Annotated in this window: 14 protein-coding genes; 11 read left to right on the forward strand and 3 right to left on the reverse strand. The window is 64.8% G+C overall.

Translation table 11 applies throughout. The features are described 5' to 3' along the window. Positions 1 to 9 precede the first annotated feature (9 nt). Positions 10 to 2,220, reverse strand: a complete 2,211-nt coding sequence (relA, locus tag OKC44_RS19400) for a GTP diphosphokinase (RefSeq protein WP_016349532.1) — start codon at positions 2,218 to 2,220, stop codon at positions 10 to 12. A 267-nt stretch (positions 2,221 to 2,487) separates the two neighbouring features. Further along, positions 2,488 to 3,810 (reverse strand): 23S rRNA (uracil(1939)-C(5))-methyltransferase RlmD, encoded by a 1,323-nt coding sequence (gene rlmD, locus OKC44_RS19405; RefSeq protein WP_270814623.1) that lies wholly within the window; start codon positions 3,808 to 3,810, stop codon positions 2,488 to 2,490. Between the two features lie 153 nt (positions 3,811 to 3,963). Here rlmD and barA point away from each other — a divergent pair, with 153 nt between their 5' ends. From barA to OKC44_RS19420, 3 genes are all read left to right on the forward strand, one after another. Beyond that, positions 3,964 to 6,675, forward strand: a complete 2,712-nt coding sequence (barA, locus tag OKC44_RS19410; RefSeq protein WP_270814625.1) for a two-component sensor histidine kinase BarA — start codon at positions 3,964 to 3,966, stop codon at positions 6,673 to 6,675. A gap of 72 nt (positions 6,676 to 6,747) precedes the next feature. Beyond that, the gene (locus OKC44_RS19415; RefSeq protein WP_043125137.1) at positions 6,748 to 7,227 is read left to right on the forward strand and encodes a DUF1456 family protein; all 480 of its coding nucleotides are present in this window, start codon (positions 6,748 to 6,750) and stop codon (positions 7,225 to 7,227) included. Positions 7,228 to 7,230: 3 nt separating this feature from the next. Then, positions 7,231 to 8,151, forward strand: a complete 921-nt coding sequence (locus tag OKC44_RS19420; protein WP_270814627.1) for an N-acetylmuramoyl-L-alanine amidase — start codon at positions 7,231 to 7,233, stop codon at positions 8,149 to 8,151. A gap of 69 nt (positions 8,152 to 8,220) precedes the next feature. On the opposite strand, the gene OKC44_RS19425 is transcribed toward OKC44_RS19420, so the two are convergent. Then, positions 8,221 to 9,018, reverse strand: coding sequence for a DeoR family transcriptional regulator (locus tag OKC44_RS19425; protein WP_005309410.1), 798 nt, complete (start codon positions 9,016 to 9,018; stop codon positions 8,221 to 8,223). Between the two features lie 272 nt (positions 9,019 to 9,290). Between OKC44_RS19425 and kbaZ the strand changes: the two genes are divergently transcribed. The 8 genes from kbaZ to OKC44_RS19465 are packed head-to-tail and all read left to right on the forward strand — an operon-like array spanning position 9,291 to position 16,445. After that, entirely contained in the window at positions 9,291 to 10,604 is a 1,314-nt protein-coding gene (gene kbaZ, locus OKC44_RS19430) for a tagatose-bisphosphate aldolase subunit KbaZ (RefSeq protein ID WP_270814629.1), read from the forward strand. A 12-nt stretch (positions 10,605 to 10,616) separates the two neighbouring features. Further along, entirely contained in the window at positions 10,617 to 11,786 is a 1,170-nt protein-coding gene (locus OKC44_RS19435; RefSeq protein ID WP_017780936.1) for an SIS domain-containing protein, read from the forward strand. Then, positions 11,786 to 12,259: a PTS N-acetylgalactosamine transporter subunit IIB gene (agaV, locus tag OKC44_RS19440; RefSeq protein WP_005309404.1), complete on the forward strand. Its 474-nt coding sequence runs from the start codon at positions 11,786 to 11,788 to the stop codon at positions 12,257 to 12,259. Before OKC44_RS19435 ends, agaV begins: the two co-directional genes overlap by 1 nt. Positions 12,260 to 12,274: 15 nt before the next feature. Next, a complete protein-coding gene (gene agaW, locus OKC44_RS19445) occupies positions 12,275 to 13,051 on the forward strand; it encodes a PTS N-acetylgalactosamine transporter subunit IIC (RefSeq protein WP_270814631.1) in 777 nt (258 codons plus the stop codon). Then, entirely contained in the window at positions 13,041 to 13,919 is an 879-nt protein-coding gene (gene agaE / locus OKC44_RS19450; protein ID WP_017764753.1) for a PTS N-acetylgalactosamine transporter subunit IID, read from the forward strand. Before agaW ends, agaE begins: the two co-directional genes overlap by 11 nt. Before the next feature lie 46 nt (positions 13,920 to 13,965). After that, on the forward strand, positions 13,966 to 14,400 hold the full coding sequence (agaF, locus tag OKC44_RS19455) for a PTS galactosamine/N-acetylgalactosamine transporter subunit IIA (RefSeq protein ID WP_042064174.1): 435 nt from the start codon (positions 13,966 to 13,968) through the stop codon (positions 14,398 to 14,400). Beyond that, positions 14,401 to 15,600 carry an N-acetylglucosamine-6-phosphate deacetylase gene (nagA, locus tag OKC44_RS19460; protein ID WP_270814634.1) on the forward strand — a complete coding sequence of 400 codons (1,200 nt, stop codon included), beginning with the start codon at positions 14,401 to 14,403 and terminating at the stop codon, positions 15,598 to 15,600. Next, positions 15,591 to 16,445: a tagatose bisphosphate family class II aldolase gene (locus tag OKC44_RS19465; protein WP_029305154.1), complete on the forward strand. Its 855-nt coding sequence runs from the start codon at positions 15,591 to 15,593 to the stop codon at positions 16,443 to 16,445. Before nagA ends, OKC44_RS19465 begins: the two co-directional genes overlap by 10 nt. Positions 16,446 to 16,492: the final 47 nt, after the last annotated feature.

Here is a 16,492-nt window from a genome sequence, read left to right on the forward strand (position 1 = left end):
TGATGACAATCAGAGGCGCTTGGCGCTGATCACGTCGTTGAGCTGACTGAGCTTGGCCAACGCCCGGTTGAAGGCGTTGATGTTGTAAATCTCCAGCTCCATGTCGATCTCGGCGGTCTGCTCGCGCACGTTGGAGCGCGAACGCACCCCCATCACGTTGATCTTCTCGTTGGCCAGCACGGTGGTGATATCGCGCAGCAGGCCGGAGCGGTCGTTGGAGAGGATGCGGATGGTGAGGCCGTAGCCACCGGAGTAGTTCTCCCCCCATACCGCGTCGATCAGCCGCTCCGGGTTGCGACGGGAGAGCTCTTTGAGCTGCTCGCAATCCTCGCGGTGAATGGATACGCCGCGCCCCATGGTGATGAAACCCTGGATGCCGTCCCCCGGAATGGGCTGGCAGCAACGGGCGATGTGGGTCATCAGGTTGCCGACCCCTTCCACGACTATGTGATCCTTGGGCTTGGGCCGGAACGGCACGTTGGCCTTCTGCTCCAGCTTCTCCAGCAGGCGGCGATCTTCCTCTTCCGCCGTCGGCTTGTTGTAGCGGGTGTCCAGGTAGTTGAGCAGCTGGTTGATGCGGATGTCGCCACTGCCGATACCGGCCAGCAGATCTTCCAGCTCGTCGGCATGGAAGCGCTCCAGCACCACCTTGTCCACCTTGGAGAGGGTCAGGTTGTGCCTGTCCAGCTCCTTCTCCAGCAGCTCCTTGCCGGCGGCGATGTTCTTGTCCCGATCCAGCTTTCTGAACCAGGTGGCCACCTTGGCCCGCGCCCGGCTGGAGCGCAGGAAGCCGGAGTTGGGGTTCATCCAGTCGCGGCTCGGGTTCGGCTCCTTCTGGGTGATCACCTCCACCTGATCGCCGGTCTGCAACGCATAGGTGAACGGCACGATGCGGCCGTCGATCTTGGCGCCGATGCAGCGGTGGCCGATCATGCTGTGCACGTGATAGGCAAAATCGAGCGGGGTGGCGCCCGCCGGCAGATCTATGACATCCCCTTTCGGGGTGAAGACATAGACCCTGTCCTCGAACACCTGACTGCGCAGGTCTTCGAGCAGGGAGCCACTCTCGGAGAGATCTTCCTGCCAGGCGAGCAACTTGCGCAGCCACTCGATCTTGTCTTCGAAGGTGTTGGCCTTGCCGCCGGCCTGAGCCCCTTCCTTGTAGCGCCAGTGCGCCGCGACGCCGAGTTCGGCATCCTGGTGCATCTGGTCGGTACGGATCTGGATCTCCACCGTCTTGCCCTCGGGCCCCACCACGACTGTGTGGATGGACTGGTAGCCGTTGGGTTTGGGGTTGGCGACATAGTCGTCAAACTCGCGGGGAATGTGGTGGAAGTGGGTGTGAACGATGCCGAGCGCCGCATAACAATCCTGCAGCCGCTTGGTCACCACCCGCACCGCCCGCACGTCGAACAGTTCGTTGAATTCGAGGTGCTTCTTCTGCATCTTGCGCCAGATGCTGTAGATGTGTTTCGGCCGGCCGTAGACCTCGGCCTCGACCCCCGCCTCTTTCAGGGCATCGCGCAGGGATTGCACGAACTCGCGGATGTAGCGTTCCCGATCGAGCCGCTTCTCATCCAGCTGTTTGGCGATCTGCTTGTAGGTATCCGGGTGCAGGTAGCGGAAGGCGAGATCCTCGAGCTCCCACTTGAGCTGACCGATGCCGAGCCGGTTGGCCAGCGGCGCGTAGATGTTGGTGATCTCCTGGGCCATCAGCACCCGGGTCTCTTCATCCGCCTTCTTCGCTTCCCGCAGGCAGGCGATCCGCTCCGCCAGCTTGATCACCACGGCGCGCACATCCTCGACCATGGCGAGCAGCATGCGGCGCACGTTGTCGACCTGTTCCGGCGAGGTTTCGCTGCGGTGCAGGGTCTGCAGGGAACGGATGGCCTCCATCTCCAGCACCCCTTCCACCAGCTTGGCGATCTTGGGGCCGAAGTCCTCGTCCATCCGCTCCTGGCTGATGAGACCGGCTTCGACGAAGGGGTAGATGATGGCGGCCTTGAGGGTGCCGAGATCCATGCTGAGCATCAGCAGGATGCCCACCATCTCGACCCCGCGTACCAGCAGGCGGTTGGTGAGCGCTTCGTCACCGAGCGTCAGACAGTACTGGTAGACGGTTCGCAGCTGATCCTTGTCACTGTCACTCAGGGTGAGCGAGCTGACCCACTCCTCCAGGGTGAAGTTGTCTTTCAAATGAATATCGCGAACCGCAACCATGGTATCAATCCTTTAAATTATTGGGCCGAAGGCTGTCGCCCCCTCCCCCTCATGAGAATGCCTCAAATGGGGATATGCGGAGATTTTTTCAAGGCATATTGTCAAGAAAGACAATAGAGTTCTCCGCCAGCCCCTGCCGATTTACGAGGGTCTAGATTACCCCAATCATGGCCGCCCAGACAGCGTTATGGACCGGGCAAATGCCACCCAACCTGGCGAGCCGACGCCCCCTTTGGCCATAGCGTTTCATCTGCCCCGCAGCGCCCGTTACTGGCGCTCGAACAGCGCCATGGACTCCAGATGGCCGGTGTGGGGGAACATGTCGAGCATGCCGAGGCGCACCAGCCGGTAGCCCCCTTTCACCAGCACCTGGCTGTCGCGCGCCAGGGTGACCGGATTACAGGAAACGTAGACCACTCGTCTGGGTGAAAGTTTCACGACGTGCTCCATCACCTCGAACGCACCGGGACGGGCCGGATCCAGCAGCACCAGATCGAAGCCTTCCCGTGCCCAGGACATGCCGGCGATGTCGCCACTCAAGTCCGCCTTGTAGAAACGGGCATTGTTGATGCCGTTGCGACGGGCGTTCTCTTCGGCGCGCGCCACCATGGCCAGCTCCCCTTCTACCCCTACCACTTCGCGGGCCTGACGGGCCAGCGGCAGGGTAAAGTTGCCGATGCCGCAGAACAGATCGAGCACCTTGTCATCCTTGCCCGCCTCCAGCCAGGAGAGCGCCTGCTCCACCATGCGCTGGTTGACCGGCGCGTTGACCTGAATGAAGTCACCGGGAGCGAATGCAAGAGACAGGCCATCCAGCGAGTAGGAGGGGGCAAACTGCTGGTGCAGCGGCTCAATCTGCTCGTCGGCCGCCTGCAGATAGAGGTCGATCCCCTGCGCCCTGGCAAACTCGATCAGCTGCGCCCGATCCGCCTCGGTCGGCCGGCCGGTATGACGCAGCAGCATCAGGATCCCCTGCTCGGCCTGGATAAGCTCAGCATGGCCCAGCTCGCGCTGGCTCTTGAGACGGTTGAGACACTCGCGCAGCGGGCTGATCAGCACGGAGAGCGGCTCGGCCAGCACCGGGCAACCGCCGATCTCCACCAGATCGTTCGACTGACGGCGACGAAAGCCCACCCGGGTGCAGCGGCCGTTCTTGTCGAACTTGATGGCCAGCCGGCAGACCCGGCGATAGGCGCGGGACTCTCCGCCCAGCACGGACTCCAGCGCCGGGGGCTGGATGTTGCCGAGTCGTTCGAACAGGCTGACCAGGCCGGCCTCCTTGGCGGCGCGCTGATCCGTTTCGGCCAGGTGTTGGGCACTGCAGCCGCCGCACTCGCGGTAGTGGCTGCAGAAGGGGGCGATACGATTGGCCGCCGGGGTCACCACCTGTTGCAGGGCGGCGTGGGCATACTGCTTCTTGTCTTCGAGGATGCGGGCCTTGACCTGCTCACCGGGCAGCGCCCCTTCGATGAAGATCGCCTTGCCCTGGTGGCGGCCGATCCCGACGCAGTGGTGATCCAGGCTGTCTACCGTAAATTCAATGCGTTGGGGCTGGGTGGATTTCTTTTGGGGCTTGAAAAACTGGGCCATAAAACTTGGTGCCTATAGGTGGCTATGTCATGATTGTGGAATCTGCAGCAGGCTATTGTCCCACAAGAATAATAGTATGACCAAATACGGCCTGTGGGCCCGCTCCCGCTCGTTTACGCCATTGCCAACCCTGCTCATCGGGGGACCATCCGCATGACCAAATACGGCCTTCGGGCGCGTGTGCTGGCCTTTACCATCTTGCCGACCCTGATCATCGGCGGCCTGATGGCCGGCTATTTCACTTTCCACCGCTATCAGCAGCTGGAAAACAACCTCATCGATCAGGGCATCAACATCATAGAGCCACTGGCCATCGCCAGCGAATACGGGATGACCCAGCACAGCCGCGAGTCGCTCAAGCGGCTGATCGGCCTCACCCACCGCAAGAACTCGCCGCTCATCAAGTCCATCGCCGTCTTCACCCAGGACAACCAGCTGTTCGTGACGTCCAACTACCACAGGGACTTCACCCGGCTGCGGCTGCCGGACGGCAGCCAGATCCCCGAGCTCACCAGCGTCACCCTCTATGGCGACGACATCATACTGCGCACCCCGATCCAGGCCGAGACCAGCATGGACGGCTTCCCGCTGCCAAGCGACGTGGAGCCGCCGATGATCGGCTACATCTCCATGCAGATGACCACCGACCGGGCCATGATCCTGCAATACCGCGACACCTTCTTCGCGGTGATCATGGTGCTCATCGGCATCGCCTTCAGTACCCTGTTTGGCTTCAGGCTGGTCAAGAGCGTGACCCAGCCCATCACCGACATGGTGCAGGCGGTGCACAAGATCAGGGAGGGGCGGCTCGATACCCGGGTCAGCGGTCAGCTCACCGGCGAGTTGGACATGCTGAAAAACGGCATCAACGCCATGGCCAAGGCGCTCTCGGAATACCACGAGGAGATGCAGCAGAACATCGATCAGGCCACCTCCGACTTGCGCGAGACGCTGGAGCAGATCGAGATCCAGAACGTCGAGCTCGACATGGCCAAGAAGCGGGCGCAGGAGGCGGCGCGGGTCAAGTCGGAGTTCCTCGCCAACATGTCCCACGAGCTGCGCACCCCGCTCAACGGGGTCATCGGCTTTACCCGCCAGTTGCTCAAGACCAGCCTGACCCCGAGCCAGACCGACTACATGCAGACCATCGAGAAGTCGGCCCGCAACCTGCTCGGCATCATCAACGACATCCTCGACTTCTCCAAGCTGGAGGCGGGCAAGTTGCAACTGGAGCACATCCCGTTCAGCCTGCGCGACACCCTCAACGAGACCATGCACCTGCTCGGCCCGAGCGCTCACGACAAGCAGCTGGAGCTCTCCCTGCAGGTGGATGCCAAGGTGCCGGACTACCTCACCGGCGACCCCATGCGCCTGCAGCAGGTGCTGACCAACCTCACCGGCAACGCCATCAAGTTCACCGAGCACGGCAACGTGGATGTGCGCATCGAACAGATCGGCAGTGCCAGCGGCAGCAAGGTGCGGCTCAACGTGCTGATCCGCGACACCGGCATCGGCATCTCGGAAGAGCAGCAGCGCCAGCTGTTCCAGGCCTTCAACCAGGCCGACTCCTCCATCTCCCGCCGCTATGGCGGCACCGGCCTCGGTCTCGTCATCACCCAGAAGCTGGTGCAGCAGATGGGTGGCCAGATCCGGTTCGAATCGGAGCTCGGCAAGGGCTCTGTCTTCTCCTTCAGTCTGGATCTGGAGGTCTCTCCCTTGCCCCAGACCGACAAGCTGCCGCTGGATCGCATCCAGGGCAAGCGGGTCTGGCTGCTGGAGCCGGATCCCTTCAGCCACTCGGCCCTCTGCGCCCTGCTGGCGGAGTGGCAGCTGGAGGTGCAATCCCTCACCAGCGACGCCCCCTGGCCCGACATGAGCAGCCAGGACATGGTGATCATCGGCAGCGGCACCCAGCACAGCCCGCAGCAGGTGGTGGCGCGCCTCGACGGGCTGGATCGCCAGCAGAACACCATAGTGCTGCTCAGCAGCCACGAGCCTTCCCTCTACGAGGCCATGCTGGCCCACGGCGCCCAGCACTGTCTCTCCAAACCCATCAACCATCGCAAGCTGCTGCATGCCCTGCTCTCCCCCGAGGCGCTCCGCAGCGCTCCGCTGCCGACCCCTTCCCCGCGCAGCGTGCAGGAGATCAAGGTGCTGGCGGTGGACGACAACGCCGCCAACCTCAAGCTCATCGCCGCCATGCTCAAGGAGATGGTGAGCCAGGTGGTGGTGTGCAAGAACGGCAAGGAGGCGGTCAGACTGGCCCAGAGCCAGCCGTTCGACATCATCTTCATGGATATCCAGATGCCGATCATGGACGGCATCAGCGCCACCCAGGCGATTCGCAGCCAGTCGCTCAACACCGAGACGCCCATCGTCGCGGTCACCGCCCACGCCATTCCCGGCGAGCGGGAGCGGCTGATCCGCCAGGGCATGGACGACTACCTGGCCAAGCCCATCGACGAGGCCATGCTGGCCAAGCTCATCACCGACTTCGCCCATCGTCGCCACCAGAATCACGCCAGCCAGCAGATCGACTGGTCACTGGCGGTGCGCCAGGCGGCGGGCAAGCTGGATCTGGCCAAGGAGATGCTGACCATGCTGATGGCCAGTTTCGACGAGGTAGATCCGGTGCTGGAGGCGGCGCTTGCCGGCCAGGTGGAGGATAGCGAGGTGCTGGCCCAGCTCCATCGCCTCAACGGCGGCTGCGCCTATTCCGGCGTCCCCGGCCTGCAACGGCTGCTCTCCCAGCTGGAACAGCAACTGCGCGACGGGGTGCCGGTGGCCGAACTCGAGCCCGAGCTGCTGGAGCTGCAGGATGCGATGGAGCAGGTACGCCAGGAGGCGCCACGCTATCTATCCTGAACCGGGCAACCCGCTTTTTCTGACGCGGGCCCCGCCAGATGGTAAAGTTGCGCCGTTTCCACAGGAGTCGACATGACCAACAACGATATTTTGCGCCGCCTGCGCTACGCCCTCAGCATCAGCAACGACCAGATGGTCGACATGTTTGCCAAGGGCAACCTGACCGTCACCCATGCCCAGCTGCACGGCTGGCTGATCAAAGAGGCGGAGGAAGGGGAAGAGCAGGAAGCGGGCTTTGCCGCCTGTCCGGATTCGGCCCTGAGCCAGTTCCTCGACGGCTTCATCCTGGCGCGCCGCGGCGCGCGGGAAGATGCGCCAGCCCAGGTGATCCCGAACCGGATCAACAACAACATGATCCTGCGCAAGTTGCGCATCGGCCTCAACTTCAAGGAAGAGGACATGCTGGGCACCCTCAAGCTGGCCCACTTCAACCTCTCCAAGTCCGAGCTGAGCGCCCTGTTCCGTTCACGGGACCACAAGCACTATCAGGATTGCGGGGATCAGATCCTGCGCAACTTCCTCATCGGTCTCACCGCCAAGTATCGCGGCTGAACCATGGGCCGGCGTCTGCACTCACCGTCATCCCGCCAGCAGGCGGCCGGTGGGTGGCGCCGGCCATGGCAACTGGGTATTCACCTCCCGCACACTCGTCGCCACGGGTTTGCGCTCTGCTTCGCCCTGCTGCTCTGTGCCTGCCAGCCCGCCCCCTATCGGTTCAACAACGACTATCAGAGCGCCAGCCAGAACGAGCGCATAGCCTTTCTGATCCTGCACTACACGGACGAAGACGATGGCCACTCCCTGCGCCTGCTGACCGAGCCGGTCCATCAGGTGAGCGCCCACTACCTGATCCCGCGCGATACCGATGCACGGCCGCTGCCGGTCTACCAGCTGGTGCCCGACAGCCAGCGCGCCTGGCATGCCGGGCGCAGTCGCTGGCATCAATATGCGGGGCTCAACGCCAGCTCGCTCGGCATCGAGATAGTCAACCTCGGCTACCCGCCACAAGACGAGCTGCTGCCCGCCCACCAGCGGCGCTGGCAGCCCTACACCCAGGCACAGATAGCCGCCCTCGGCGCCCTCACCCGCGAACTGGTCGAGCGCTACCAGATCCCCCCCACCCAGGTGCTGGCTCACAGCGATGTCGCCCCCGAGCGCAAGCAGGATCCCGGCCCCCACTTCCCCTGGCGCGAGCTGGCCCTGCACTATGGGGTGGGAGCCTGGCCCGACGAAACCCGGCTGGCCGAATTGCGCCAGCAGCCGGCGCCGGCCTGGGATGCCCTCGGCTGGCAGCAACGGCTGGCCCGCTACGGCTACGGCGTCGCCCCGAGCGGCACTTGGGACGAACAGAGCCGCGCCGCCCTGCGCGCCTTCCAGCTCCACTTTCGACCCGCCCTGGTCAGCGGTGAAGCGGATGCCGAGAGCCAGGCCATCCTCACTGCCCTGCTGGAGCGTTATTTTCCCGAGCAACGCTGAGCTTCGCCCCCGACCACGAAAGAGGGACGCCGCGGCGTCCCTCTTTCGCATTCTCAGTCGAGTGCCGGCTCACGCCTCCACCAGCAGCACCTCTATCCCGGCCTGACGCAGACCGGCCAGGGTCTCGGCCGCGATGGCGTCGTCGGTGATCAGGGTGTGGATGCGCCGGGTATCGATGATCTTGTGCAGGCTCAGCCGGCCAAACTTGCTGGAGTCGGTCACGACGATGATCCGCTCGGCCACGTGGCACATGCAGCGGTTGAGCCTGGCCTCGTCTTCATGATGGGTGCTGACGCCGCGCTCCAGATCGATGCCATCCACCCCGAGAAACAGCAGGTCAAAGTGATAGTTCTGCAAGGAGAGATCCGCCTGGGCGCCGTAGAAGGAGAGTGACTTGCGGCGCAGGTGCCCCCCCGTCATCAGCAGCTCCACCCCTTCCGCCTCCAGCAGGGCATTCGCCACGTTCATGCCGTTGGTCATCACCACTATCTCCTGGTGATCGCGCAGGTGGCGTGCCACCTCCAGGGTGGTGGTGCCCGAGTCGAGAATGAGGCGGCAACCGGGCTGCACCAGGCTCGCCGCCATGGCGCCGATGCGCTGCTTGACCGGGGTGTTGAGCACGCTCTTGTCGGCAATGGTGCGCTCGGCCACCGGCTGGCCGGATTCACACAACAGGGCACCGCCGTAGGCGCGCACCGCCACCCCCTGTTTCTCCAGAAATGCCAGATCGTTGCGGATGGTGACGGTAGAGACCTGATAGTGGCCGGCCAGCTCGTTGACCTGAACGCTGCCATTGCTGCGCAGCTGCTGAATGATGCGCTCCCGTCGCTCGCTGGTGCCGAGCACGCTCTTTTCGGTGATTTGCATAGTCTCTCTGCCGGAGTCCTGTGGTGAAAGTAGAGCTTTCACTTCGTTACGTTTCCCTATTAACACTCAGCCTCGATGGCAAATCAAGCTTTCATTGAATTGAAAAGTGCCGTCAGACTCCCTAAAAAAGCCACAAGCCTTTCGATTCATTTCTTTTTGTGATCTTGCTCAAGATGTGAACACGCTTTTATTTCGTTTCGAACGCCGTGCGCCTAGGGTAAAGAAAGAAATCGAAAGCAAAGCATCTTGTTCAGGCCAAGAGGAAGAGGGAAATGAAATCAATGCTGGATCTGGTCGCACAACACAAGCAGGGGGAGCAGGTCGGGATCTACGCCGTCTGCTCCGCCCATCCGCTGGTACTGGAGGCGGCCCTGCGACTGGCGGCGCAAGGGGACCAGCTGCTGCTGGTCGAGGCCACCTCCAATCAGGTGGATCAATTTGGCGGCTACACCGGCATGACGCCGGCCGATTTTCGCGACCTGCTGCACCGGCTCGCCGCCGAGTGCCGCTTTCCCGTGCAGCGACTGGTATTGGGAGGCGATCACCTCGGCCCCAACCGCTGGCAGAGCGAGCCCGCCGAACAGGCCATGGCCCATGCCGAGGATCTCATCGCCAGCTATGTCGCGGCCGGCTTCAAGAAGATCCACCTCGACTGCAGCATGTCCTGCCAGGGGGATCCGGTGCCGCTGACCGACGAGCTGGTGGCGGCGCGCGCCGCGCGGCTGGCAAACGTGGCCGAGCAGACCGCCATCCGGCAGTTTGGCCACAGCGACCTGGTCTATGTGATTGGCACCGAAGTGCCGGTACCGGGCGGCGCCCACGAAGAGCTGGCCGAGCTGGCGGTCACCACGCCGGAGGCGGCGCGCCACACCCTGGCCGCCCACCAGCAAGCCTTCGAGCAGGCCGGACTGGCCCAGATCTGGCCGCGGGTGATCGGTCTGGTGGTGCAGCCCGGCGTGGAGTTCGACCACACCCACGTCATCGACTACCGCCCCGAGCGGGCCGCCCCCTTGAGCCGGATGATCGAGGCCTATCCCCATCTGGTGTTCGAGGCCCACTCCACCGATTACCAGACCCCGGACGCCTACCGCCAGCTGGTGCGCGATCACTTCGCCATCCTCAAGGTCGGCCCGGCCCTCACCTTTGCCCTGCGCGAGGCACTGTTTGCCCTTGCCGCCATCGAGGAGGAGCTGGTGGTGGCCAAGGCCTGCTCGGGCCTGCGTCAGGTGCTGGAAGAGACCATGCTGGATCGCCCCGACTTCTGGCGCAGCCACTATCAGGGCAGCCCCAACGAGTGCCGGCTGGCCCGCGGCTACAGCTACTCCGATCGCATTCGCTACTACTGGCCCGACAGCCGGGTCGACGACCGTTACGCCCGGCTGCTGGCCAACCTGGCCGCCGAACCCATTCCCCTGCCGCTGCTCAGCCAGCACCTGCCGCTGCAATACCGCAAGGTGCGCCAGGGCACGCTGTCGCCCCGGGTTCACGACCTCATTCTCGATCAGGTGCAGGAGGTGCTGCGCCAATACGCGGCGGCCTGCAGCACCGCCCCCGCCAGCCACTCCCGGCTGACCCCGGTTGTATAAGGAGTTGTAGAGATGATCCTTGGTTATCCAGAAGAGACGCTGCGGTCGGCCAACGGCCTGGCCACCGCCCGTGAAATTCGCCAGCAACCCGCCACCTGGCGGGAGACCCTCACCATGGTGGAGGAGTGCCGCGCCACCATAGAGCGCTTCCTGCTGCCCCTGCTGTCGCGGGGCAACCTGCGGGTGATCCTGACCGGGGCCGGCACCTCCGCCTTTGCCGGCCGCGCCCTCGCCCCCTATCTCAGTGCCCGCCTCAACGGCCGTTTCGAGGCGATCGCCACCACCGACATCGTCACCGATCCGGGCGAATACCTGGCACAGGACTGCCCGACCCTGCTCATCTCCTTCGCCCGCTCCGGCAACAGCCCGGAGAGCGTGGCGGCGGTCGAGCTGGCCAGCCAGCTGCTGAGCGAGTGCCACCACCTGGTGCTGACCTGCAACGGTGAGGGGGAGCTCTATCGCCGCTGCCAGAAGGATGCCCGCTCCCTGGCGCTGCTGATGCCGCCCCAGACCCACGACCGCAGCTTTGCCATGACCAGCAGCCTCACCAGCATGATGCTGAGCTGTCTGGCGGTATTCCTGCCGCGCCAGTTCAACCCGATCGCCAGCCAGCCGCTCATCGCGCTGGGGGACGCCATTCTGCCCCAGGCCGAGCTGAAGGTGCCCGAGTGGGATCGACCGTTGCCGGAGCGGGTCATCTACCTTGGCAGCGGCAGCCTGCAGGGGGTGGCCCAGGAGGCAGCCCTCAAGCTGCTGGAGCTCACCGCCGGCCAGGTGATGGCCATGCACGACTCCCCCACCGGCTTTCGCCACGGGCCCAAGTCGGCCATCAATCGGCAGACCCTGATCGTGCTGATGGTGTCCAACGATCCCTATACCCGCCAGTACGATCTGGACCTGCTCGGCGAGCTGCGCCAGGACGGCCATGCCGCCCGGGTGGTCGCCCTGGCCGACCGGCCGGATCCGCTCATCAGCGCCGGCGAACACATCTATCTGCCCACCCCCCTCAACGGTGACGACGCCGAGCTGGCGCTCTGCTACCTGCTCTACGCCCAGTACTACGCCTTCCACACCGCGCTGGTGCTGGGCATCACCCCGGACAATCCCTGCCCGAGCGGGCGGGTCAACCGGGTCGTGCAGGGGGTCAACATCTATCCGTTCAACCAGCAAGGAGGCGTCTGATGCCGAACATAGTGCTGAGCCGTATCGACGAGCGCCTGATCCACGGTCAGGTCGGCGTGCAATGGGTCGGCTTCGCCGGCGCCAATCTGGTGCTGGTAGCCAATGACGAAGTCGCAGAGGACCCCATCCAGCAGAACCTGATGGAGATGGTGCTGGCGGAGGGCATCGCAGTGCGCTTCTGGCCGCTGCAGAAGGTGATCGACAACATCGGCAAGGCCGCCGATCGCCAGAAGATCCTGTTGGTGTGCAAGAGTCCGGCGGACTTTCGCACCCTGGTGGAGGGCGGGGTGCCCATCCCCCGCATCAACGTCGGCAACATGCACTACGCCGACGGCAAGCGTCAGATCCACAAGACGGTATCGGTGGACGAGTCGGACATAGCGGCGTTTCGCGCCCTGCAGGACGCCCACGTCGCCTGCTTTGTCCAGGGGGTGCCGACCGAACCGGCACAGGACATTTTCAACCTCATCTGATTAAGGACAATTGTGATGGAAATCAGTTTGTTGCAAGGGCTCTTGCTGGGCATGCTGGCGTTCTTCGCCGGGCTTGACCTGTTCAACGGCCTGACCCACTTCCACCGGCCCGTGGTACTGGGCCCGCTGGTAGGCCTGATCCTCGGCGACCTGCCCACCGGCATTCTGGTGGGCGGCACCCTGGAGCTGGTCTGGATGGGGCTGGCCCCGCTGGCAGGCGCCCAGCCGCCCAACGTCATCATCGGCACCATAGTCGGCGCCACCTTCGCCATCACCACCGGGGTCAAGCCGGATGTGGCGGTCGGGGTCGCGGTACCGTTCGCGGTGGCGGTCCAGATGGGGATCACCTTCCTCTTCTCGGTGATGTCGGGGGTCATGTCCCGCTGTGACCGGATGGCGGAACAGGGGGATGTGCGCGGCATCGAGCGGGTCAACTACCTGGCGCTGCTGGCGCTCGGCACCTTCTACTTCCTGTGCGCCTTCCTGCCCACCTACTTCGGGGCCGAACACGCCAAAACCGCCATCGACGTGCTGCCCGCCCGTCTCATCGACGGCCTCGGCGTCGCCGGCGGCATCATGCCCGCCATCGGCTTCGCCGTGCTGCTCAAGATCATGATGAAGAACGTCTACATCCCCTACTTCATCCTCGGTTTCGTCGCCGCCGCCTGGCTCAAGCTGCCGGTGCTGGCCATCGCCGCGGCCGCCCTGGCCATGGCCCTGATCGATTTCATGCGCAAGGACCCGGCGCCACAAGCCCGCCCCACCCAGGAGGAAACTGAAGATAGCATCTAACAACACCGCCACCCGGCTGGCCCAGGCGGCCGAGCCGCAACCGACCCGCACCGTCTCCGACGACGTCTACGAAGATCAGCAACTGGGGGCCGAGCTGACCCGCCAGGACATCAACCGCTTCGCCTGGCGCTCCCTGCTGCTGCAGGCCTCCTTCAACTACGAGCGGATGCAGGCCTCCGGCTGGCTCTACGGCCTGCTGCCAGCCCTGCAAAAGATCCACACCAATCCCAAGGATCTCTCCCGGGCGATGAAGGGCCACATGGGCTTTTTCAACACCCACCCCTTCTTGGTCACCTTCGTGATGGGGATCGTGCTGGCGATGGAGCGCTCCAAGCAGAACGTCAACAGCATCCAGAGCACCAAGATCGCGGTCGGTGCCCCGCTCGGCGGGATCGGCGATGCCATGTTCTGGCTCACCCTGCTGCCCATCTGCGGCGGCATCGGTGCAGATCTTGCCCTACAGGGTTCCATCATGGGGGCTGTGGTCTTCTTCCTGCTGTTCAACCTGGTGCACTTCGGCCTGCGCTTCGGGCTGGCGCACTACGCCTACCGCATGGGGGTGGCCGCCATTCCGCTCATCAAGGCCAACACCCGCAAGGTGGGCCATGCCGCTTCCATCGTCGGCATGACGGTGATCGGCGCCCTGGTCGCCACCTATGTGCGGCTCGGCACCACCCTGGAGATCACCGCCGGCGATGCGGTGGTGAAACTGCAGGCGGACGTGCTCGACAAGCTGATGCCCGCCTTCCTGCCGCTGCTCTACACCCTGGCCATGTATGGGCTGATCCGCCGCGGCTGGAGCCCGCTGCGCCTCATCGTCATCACGGTCGTGCTCGGCATCGTCGGCAAGTTTGCAGGCTTCCTCTAATCCGGTGCCGGCACCAGGCCGGCCCTTTGCTGTAAAGGAACAGATTATGTTGGGCATCATCATTTGCGGACACGGCGGCTTCGCCAGCGGCATGGAACAGGCCATGTTGCAGATCCTCGGCGAGCAGGAGGCGGTGGTCGCCATCGACTTTCCCGAGTCCTCCACCACGGCCCTGCTGCAGGATCAGTGCGAAACCGCCCTGACCCAGGTTGAGCGAGGGGATGGGGTGGTCTTTCTGACCGACCTGCTGGGGGGAACCCCGTTTCGGGTCGCCTCCACCCTGGCGCTGCGCCAACCCGGGCGGGAGGTGGTCACCGGCACCAATCTGCAGCTGCTGCTGGAGATGGTGATGGAACGCGGCGAGCTGACCCCGTCCCAGTTTCGTGAACAGGCGCTGTGCTGTGGTCATCGCGGCCTCACCAGCCTGGTGGACGAGCTGGCGCGCGAGCGGGCGGATACCCTGGCCGAGGAGGGGATCTAGATGGCAGAGCGGATCCACGCCCGCCGCCTGCTGACCGAGCAGGGCTGGCTGGCGCATCAGGTGCTGACCCATGAAGACGGCATTATTACTGCCATCGACCCCATCCCGGCCGACGACCCGGTGCGGGAGGTCGAGCTGCTGGTGCCCGCCCTCATCGATGGCCACGTCCACGGCGGGGCCGGCGTCGACGTGATGGACGAGGCGGCCGACGCCCTGGCCCGCCTCTCCCTTGCCAAGGCGGCAGAAGGGGTGGGCGCCTTCCTCGCCACCACGGTCACCGCCCCGCTGCCCACCATCCTCAGCACCCTGGGTCGCATCGCCGATGCCATGGCGAGCCCCCTGCCGGGCGCACAGCTGCTCGGCAGCTATCTGGAGGGGCCCTACTTCACCCCGGACAACAAGGGCGCCCATGACCCGGCCCTGTTCCGGGAGCTGGACCTGACGGAGCTCGACCGGCTGCAACAGGTGGCGCGAGGCACCCTGAAGGTGGTCGCCCTCGCCCCCGAGAAAACCGGGGCGCTGGCCGCCATCCGTCATCTCAAGCAGGCCGGCATCCGGGTGATGCTGGGTCACTCCGCCGCCGACCATGACACCACCATGGCGGCACTGACGGCGGGAGCCTCCGGGCTGGTGCACTGCTTCAACGGCATGCGCGGCCTGCACCACAGAGAACCCGGCATGGTCGGCGCCGGCCTGGTGCATCCCGATGCCTGGCTGGAGCTCATCGCCGACGGCCACCACGTTCACCCGAGCGTGCTCAGACTCTGTCACTGCTGCGCCAGGGATCGCCTGCTGCTCATCACGGATGCCATGCGCGCCGCCGGCATGCCGGACGGCCACTACCTGCTCGGCGACTACCGGGTGGAGATGAAGGACGGGGTGGTGCGCACCGACACCGGCGGCCTGGCGGGCAGCACCCTCACCCTGCTCGGCGCCGTGCGCAACATGGTGCAGCTGGCCGGCGTACCGCTGGACGAGGCCATCCCCATGGCTTCGCTGGCACCGGCCCGGATGCTGGGGATGGCACATCGCCTCGGCTCGCTGGCCGTCGGCAAGCAGGCCAACCTGCTCGCCCTGACCGCGGAACTCAATCAACAACATATCTGGGTGGCGGGCCGGGAGATCCTCCCCGCCCCAGCCCCGCTCTCTTTCCCTGAAGCTGGTGCCCGCCAGGGTGCCAAGGAGTCCTCATGTATCTGATCTCGTCCCACGAAATGCTTAAAGATGCCCAGCGCCGCGGCTATGCGGTGCCCGCCTTCAACATCCACAACCTGGAGACCGTCGAGGTGGTGGCCCGCACCGCCGCCAAGCTGAACTCCCCGGTGATCCTGGCCGCCACGCCGGGCACCTACCGTCATGCAGGGGTCGAGTACCTGGTCTCCATCTGCGCCTCGGCAGCCCATCAGTACCGCATCCCGCTGGTGCTGCATCTGGACCACCACGAGGACGAGCAGGATATCCACTACAAGGTCGAGGCTGGCATCCACTCCGCCATGATCGACGCCTCCCACCTCTCGTTCGAGGAGAACGTCGCCAAGGTGCAGCGGGTCGTCACCTTCTGCCACCGCATGGGGGCGAGCGTGGAGGCCGAGCTGGGCCAGCTCGGCGGGCAGGAGGATGACCTCATCGTGGACGCCGCCAATGCCCATCTGACCGACCCGGACAAGGCGGCCGAGTTCGTGGCGCGCACCGGCATCGACTCCCTGGCCGTCGCCATCGGCACGGCCCACGGCCTCTACAAGGAGGAGCCGCGCCTGGACTTCGAGCGCCTCGCCGCCATCCGGGCCAGGGTCGCGGTGCCGCTGGTGCTGCACGGCGCCTCCGGCATTCCCGACCGGGACGTGCGCCGCTGCATCGAGCTCGGGGTGTGCAAGGTCAACGTGGCCACCGAACTCAAGATCGCCTTCTCCGACGCCATGAAGGCGTTCCTGGCCTCCCACCCCGACGCCAGCGACCCGCGCCAGTATCTGGTGCCCGCCATGGCTGCCATGGAGGAGGTGGTCGCCGCCAAGATCCGCATGTGCATGAGCGACGGCAAGCTGTAATCCCAAAGGCGAGCCCGCTGCGGCGGGCCTGCCTCCATCCCGGTATC

The sequence above is a fragment of the Aeromonas sp. S41-2 genome, assembly GCF_027705845.1.
Classification (GTDB): domain Bacteria; phylum Pseudomonadota; class Gammaproteobacteria; order Enterobacterales; family Aeromonadaceae; genus Aeromonas; species Aeromonas hydrophila.

Excerpts from the sequence above, each read along its gene's own strand:
- OKC44_RS19420 (WP_270814627.1), top strand. The coding sequence starts at position 7,231 with ATGGGCCGGCGTCTGCACTCACCGTCATCCCGCCAGCAGGCGGCCGGT.
- OKC44_RS19435 (WP_017780936.1), top strand. The coding sequence starts at position 10,617 with ATGATCCTTGGTTATCCAGAAGAGACGCTGCGGTCGGCCAACGGCCTG.
- barA (WP_270814625.1), top strand. The coding sequence starts at position 3,964 with ATGACCAAATACGGCCTTCGGGCGCGTGTGCTGGCCTTTACCATCTTG.
- OKC44_RS19425 (WP_005309410.1), bottom strand. The coding sequence starts at position 9,018 with ATGCAAATCACCGAAAAGAGCGTGCTCGGCACCAGCGAGCGACGGGAG.
- rlmD (WP_270814623.1), bottom strand. The coding sequence starts at position 3,810 with ATGGCCCAGTTTTTCAAGCCCCAAAAGAAATCCACCCAGCCCCAACGC.
- relA (WP_016349532.1), bottom strand. The coding sequence starts at position 2,220 with ATGGTTGCGGTTCGCGATATTCATTTGAAAGACAACTTCACCCTGGAG.
- kbaZ (WP_270814629.1), top strand. The coding sequence starts at position 9,291 with ATGAAATCAATGCTGGATCTGGTCGCACAACACAAGCAGGGGGAGCAG.
- agaV (WP_005309404.1), top strand. The coding sequence starts at position 11,786 with ATGCCGAACATAGTGCTGAGCCGTATCGACGAGCGCCTGATCCACGGT.
- agaW (WP_270814631.1), top strand. The coding sequence starts at position 12,275 with ATGGAAATCAGTTTGTTGCAAGGGCTCTTGCTGGGCATGCTGGCGTTC.
- agaF (WP_042064174.1), top strand. The coding sequence starts at position 13,966 with ATGTTGGGCATCATCATTTGCGGACACGGCGGCTTCGCCAGCGGCATG.
- OKC44_RS19465 (WP_029305154.1), top strand. The coding sequence starts at position 15,591 with ATGTATCTGATCTCGTCCCACGAAATGCTTAAAGATGCCCAGCGCCGC.
- OKC44_RS19415 (WP_043125137.1), top strand. The coding sequence starts at position 6,748 with ATGACCAACAACGATATTTTGCGCCGCCTGCGCTACGCCCTCAGCATC.
- nagA (WP_270814634.1), top strand. The coding sequence starts at position 14,401 with ATGGCAGAGCGGATCCACGCCCGCCGCCTGCTGACCGAGCAGGGCTGG.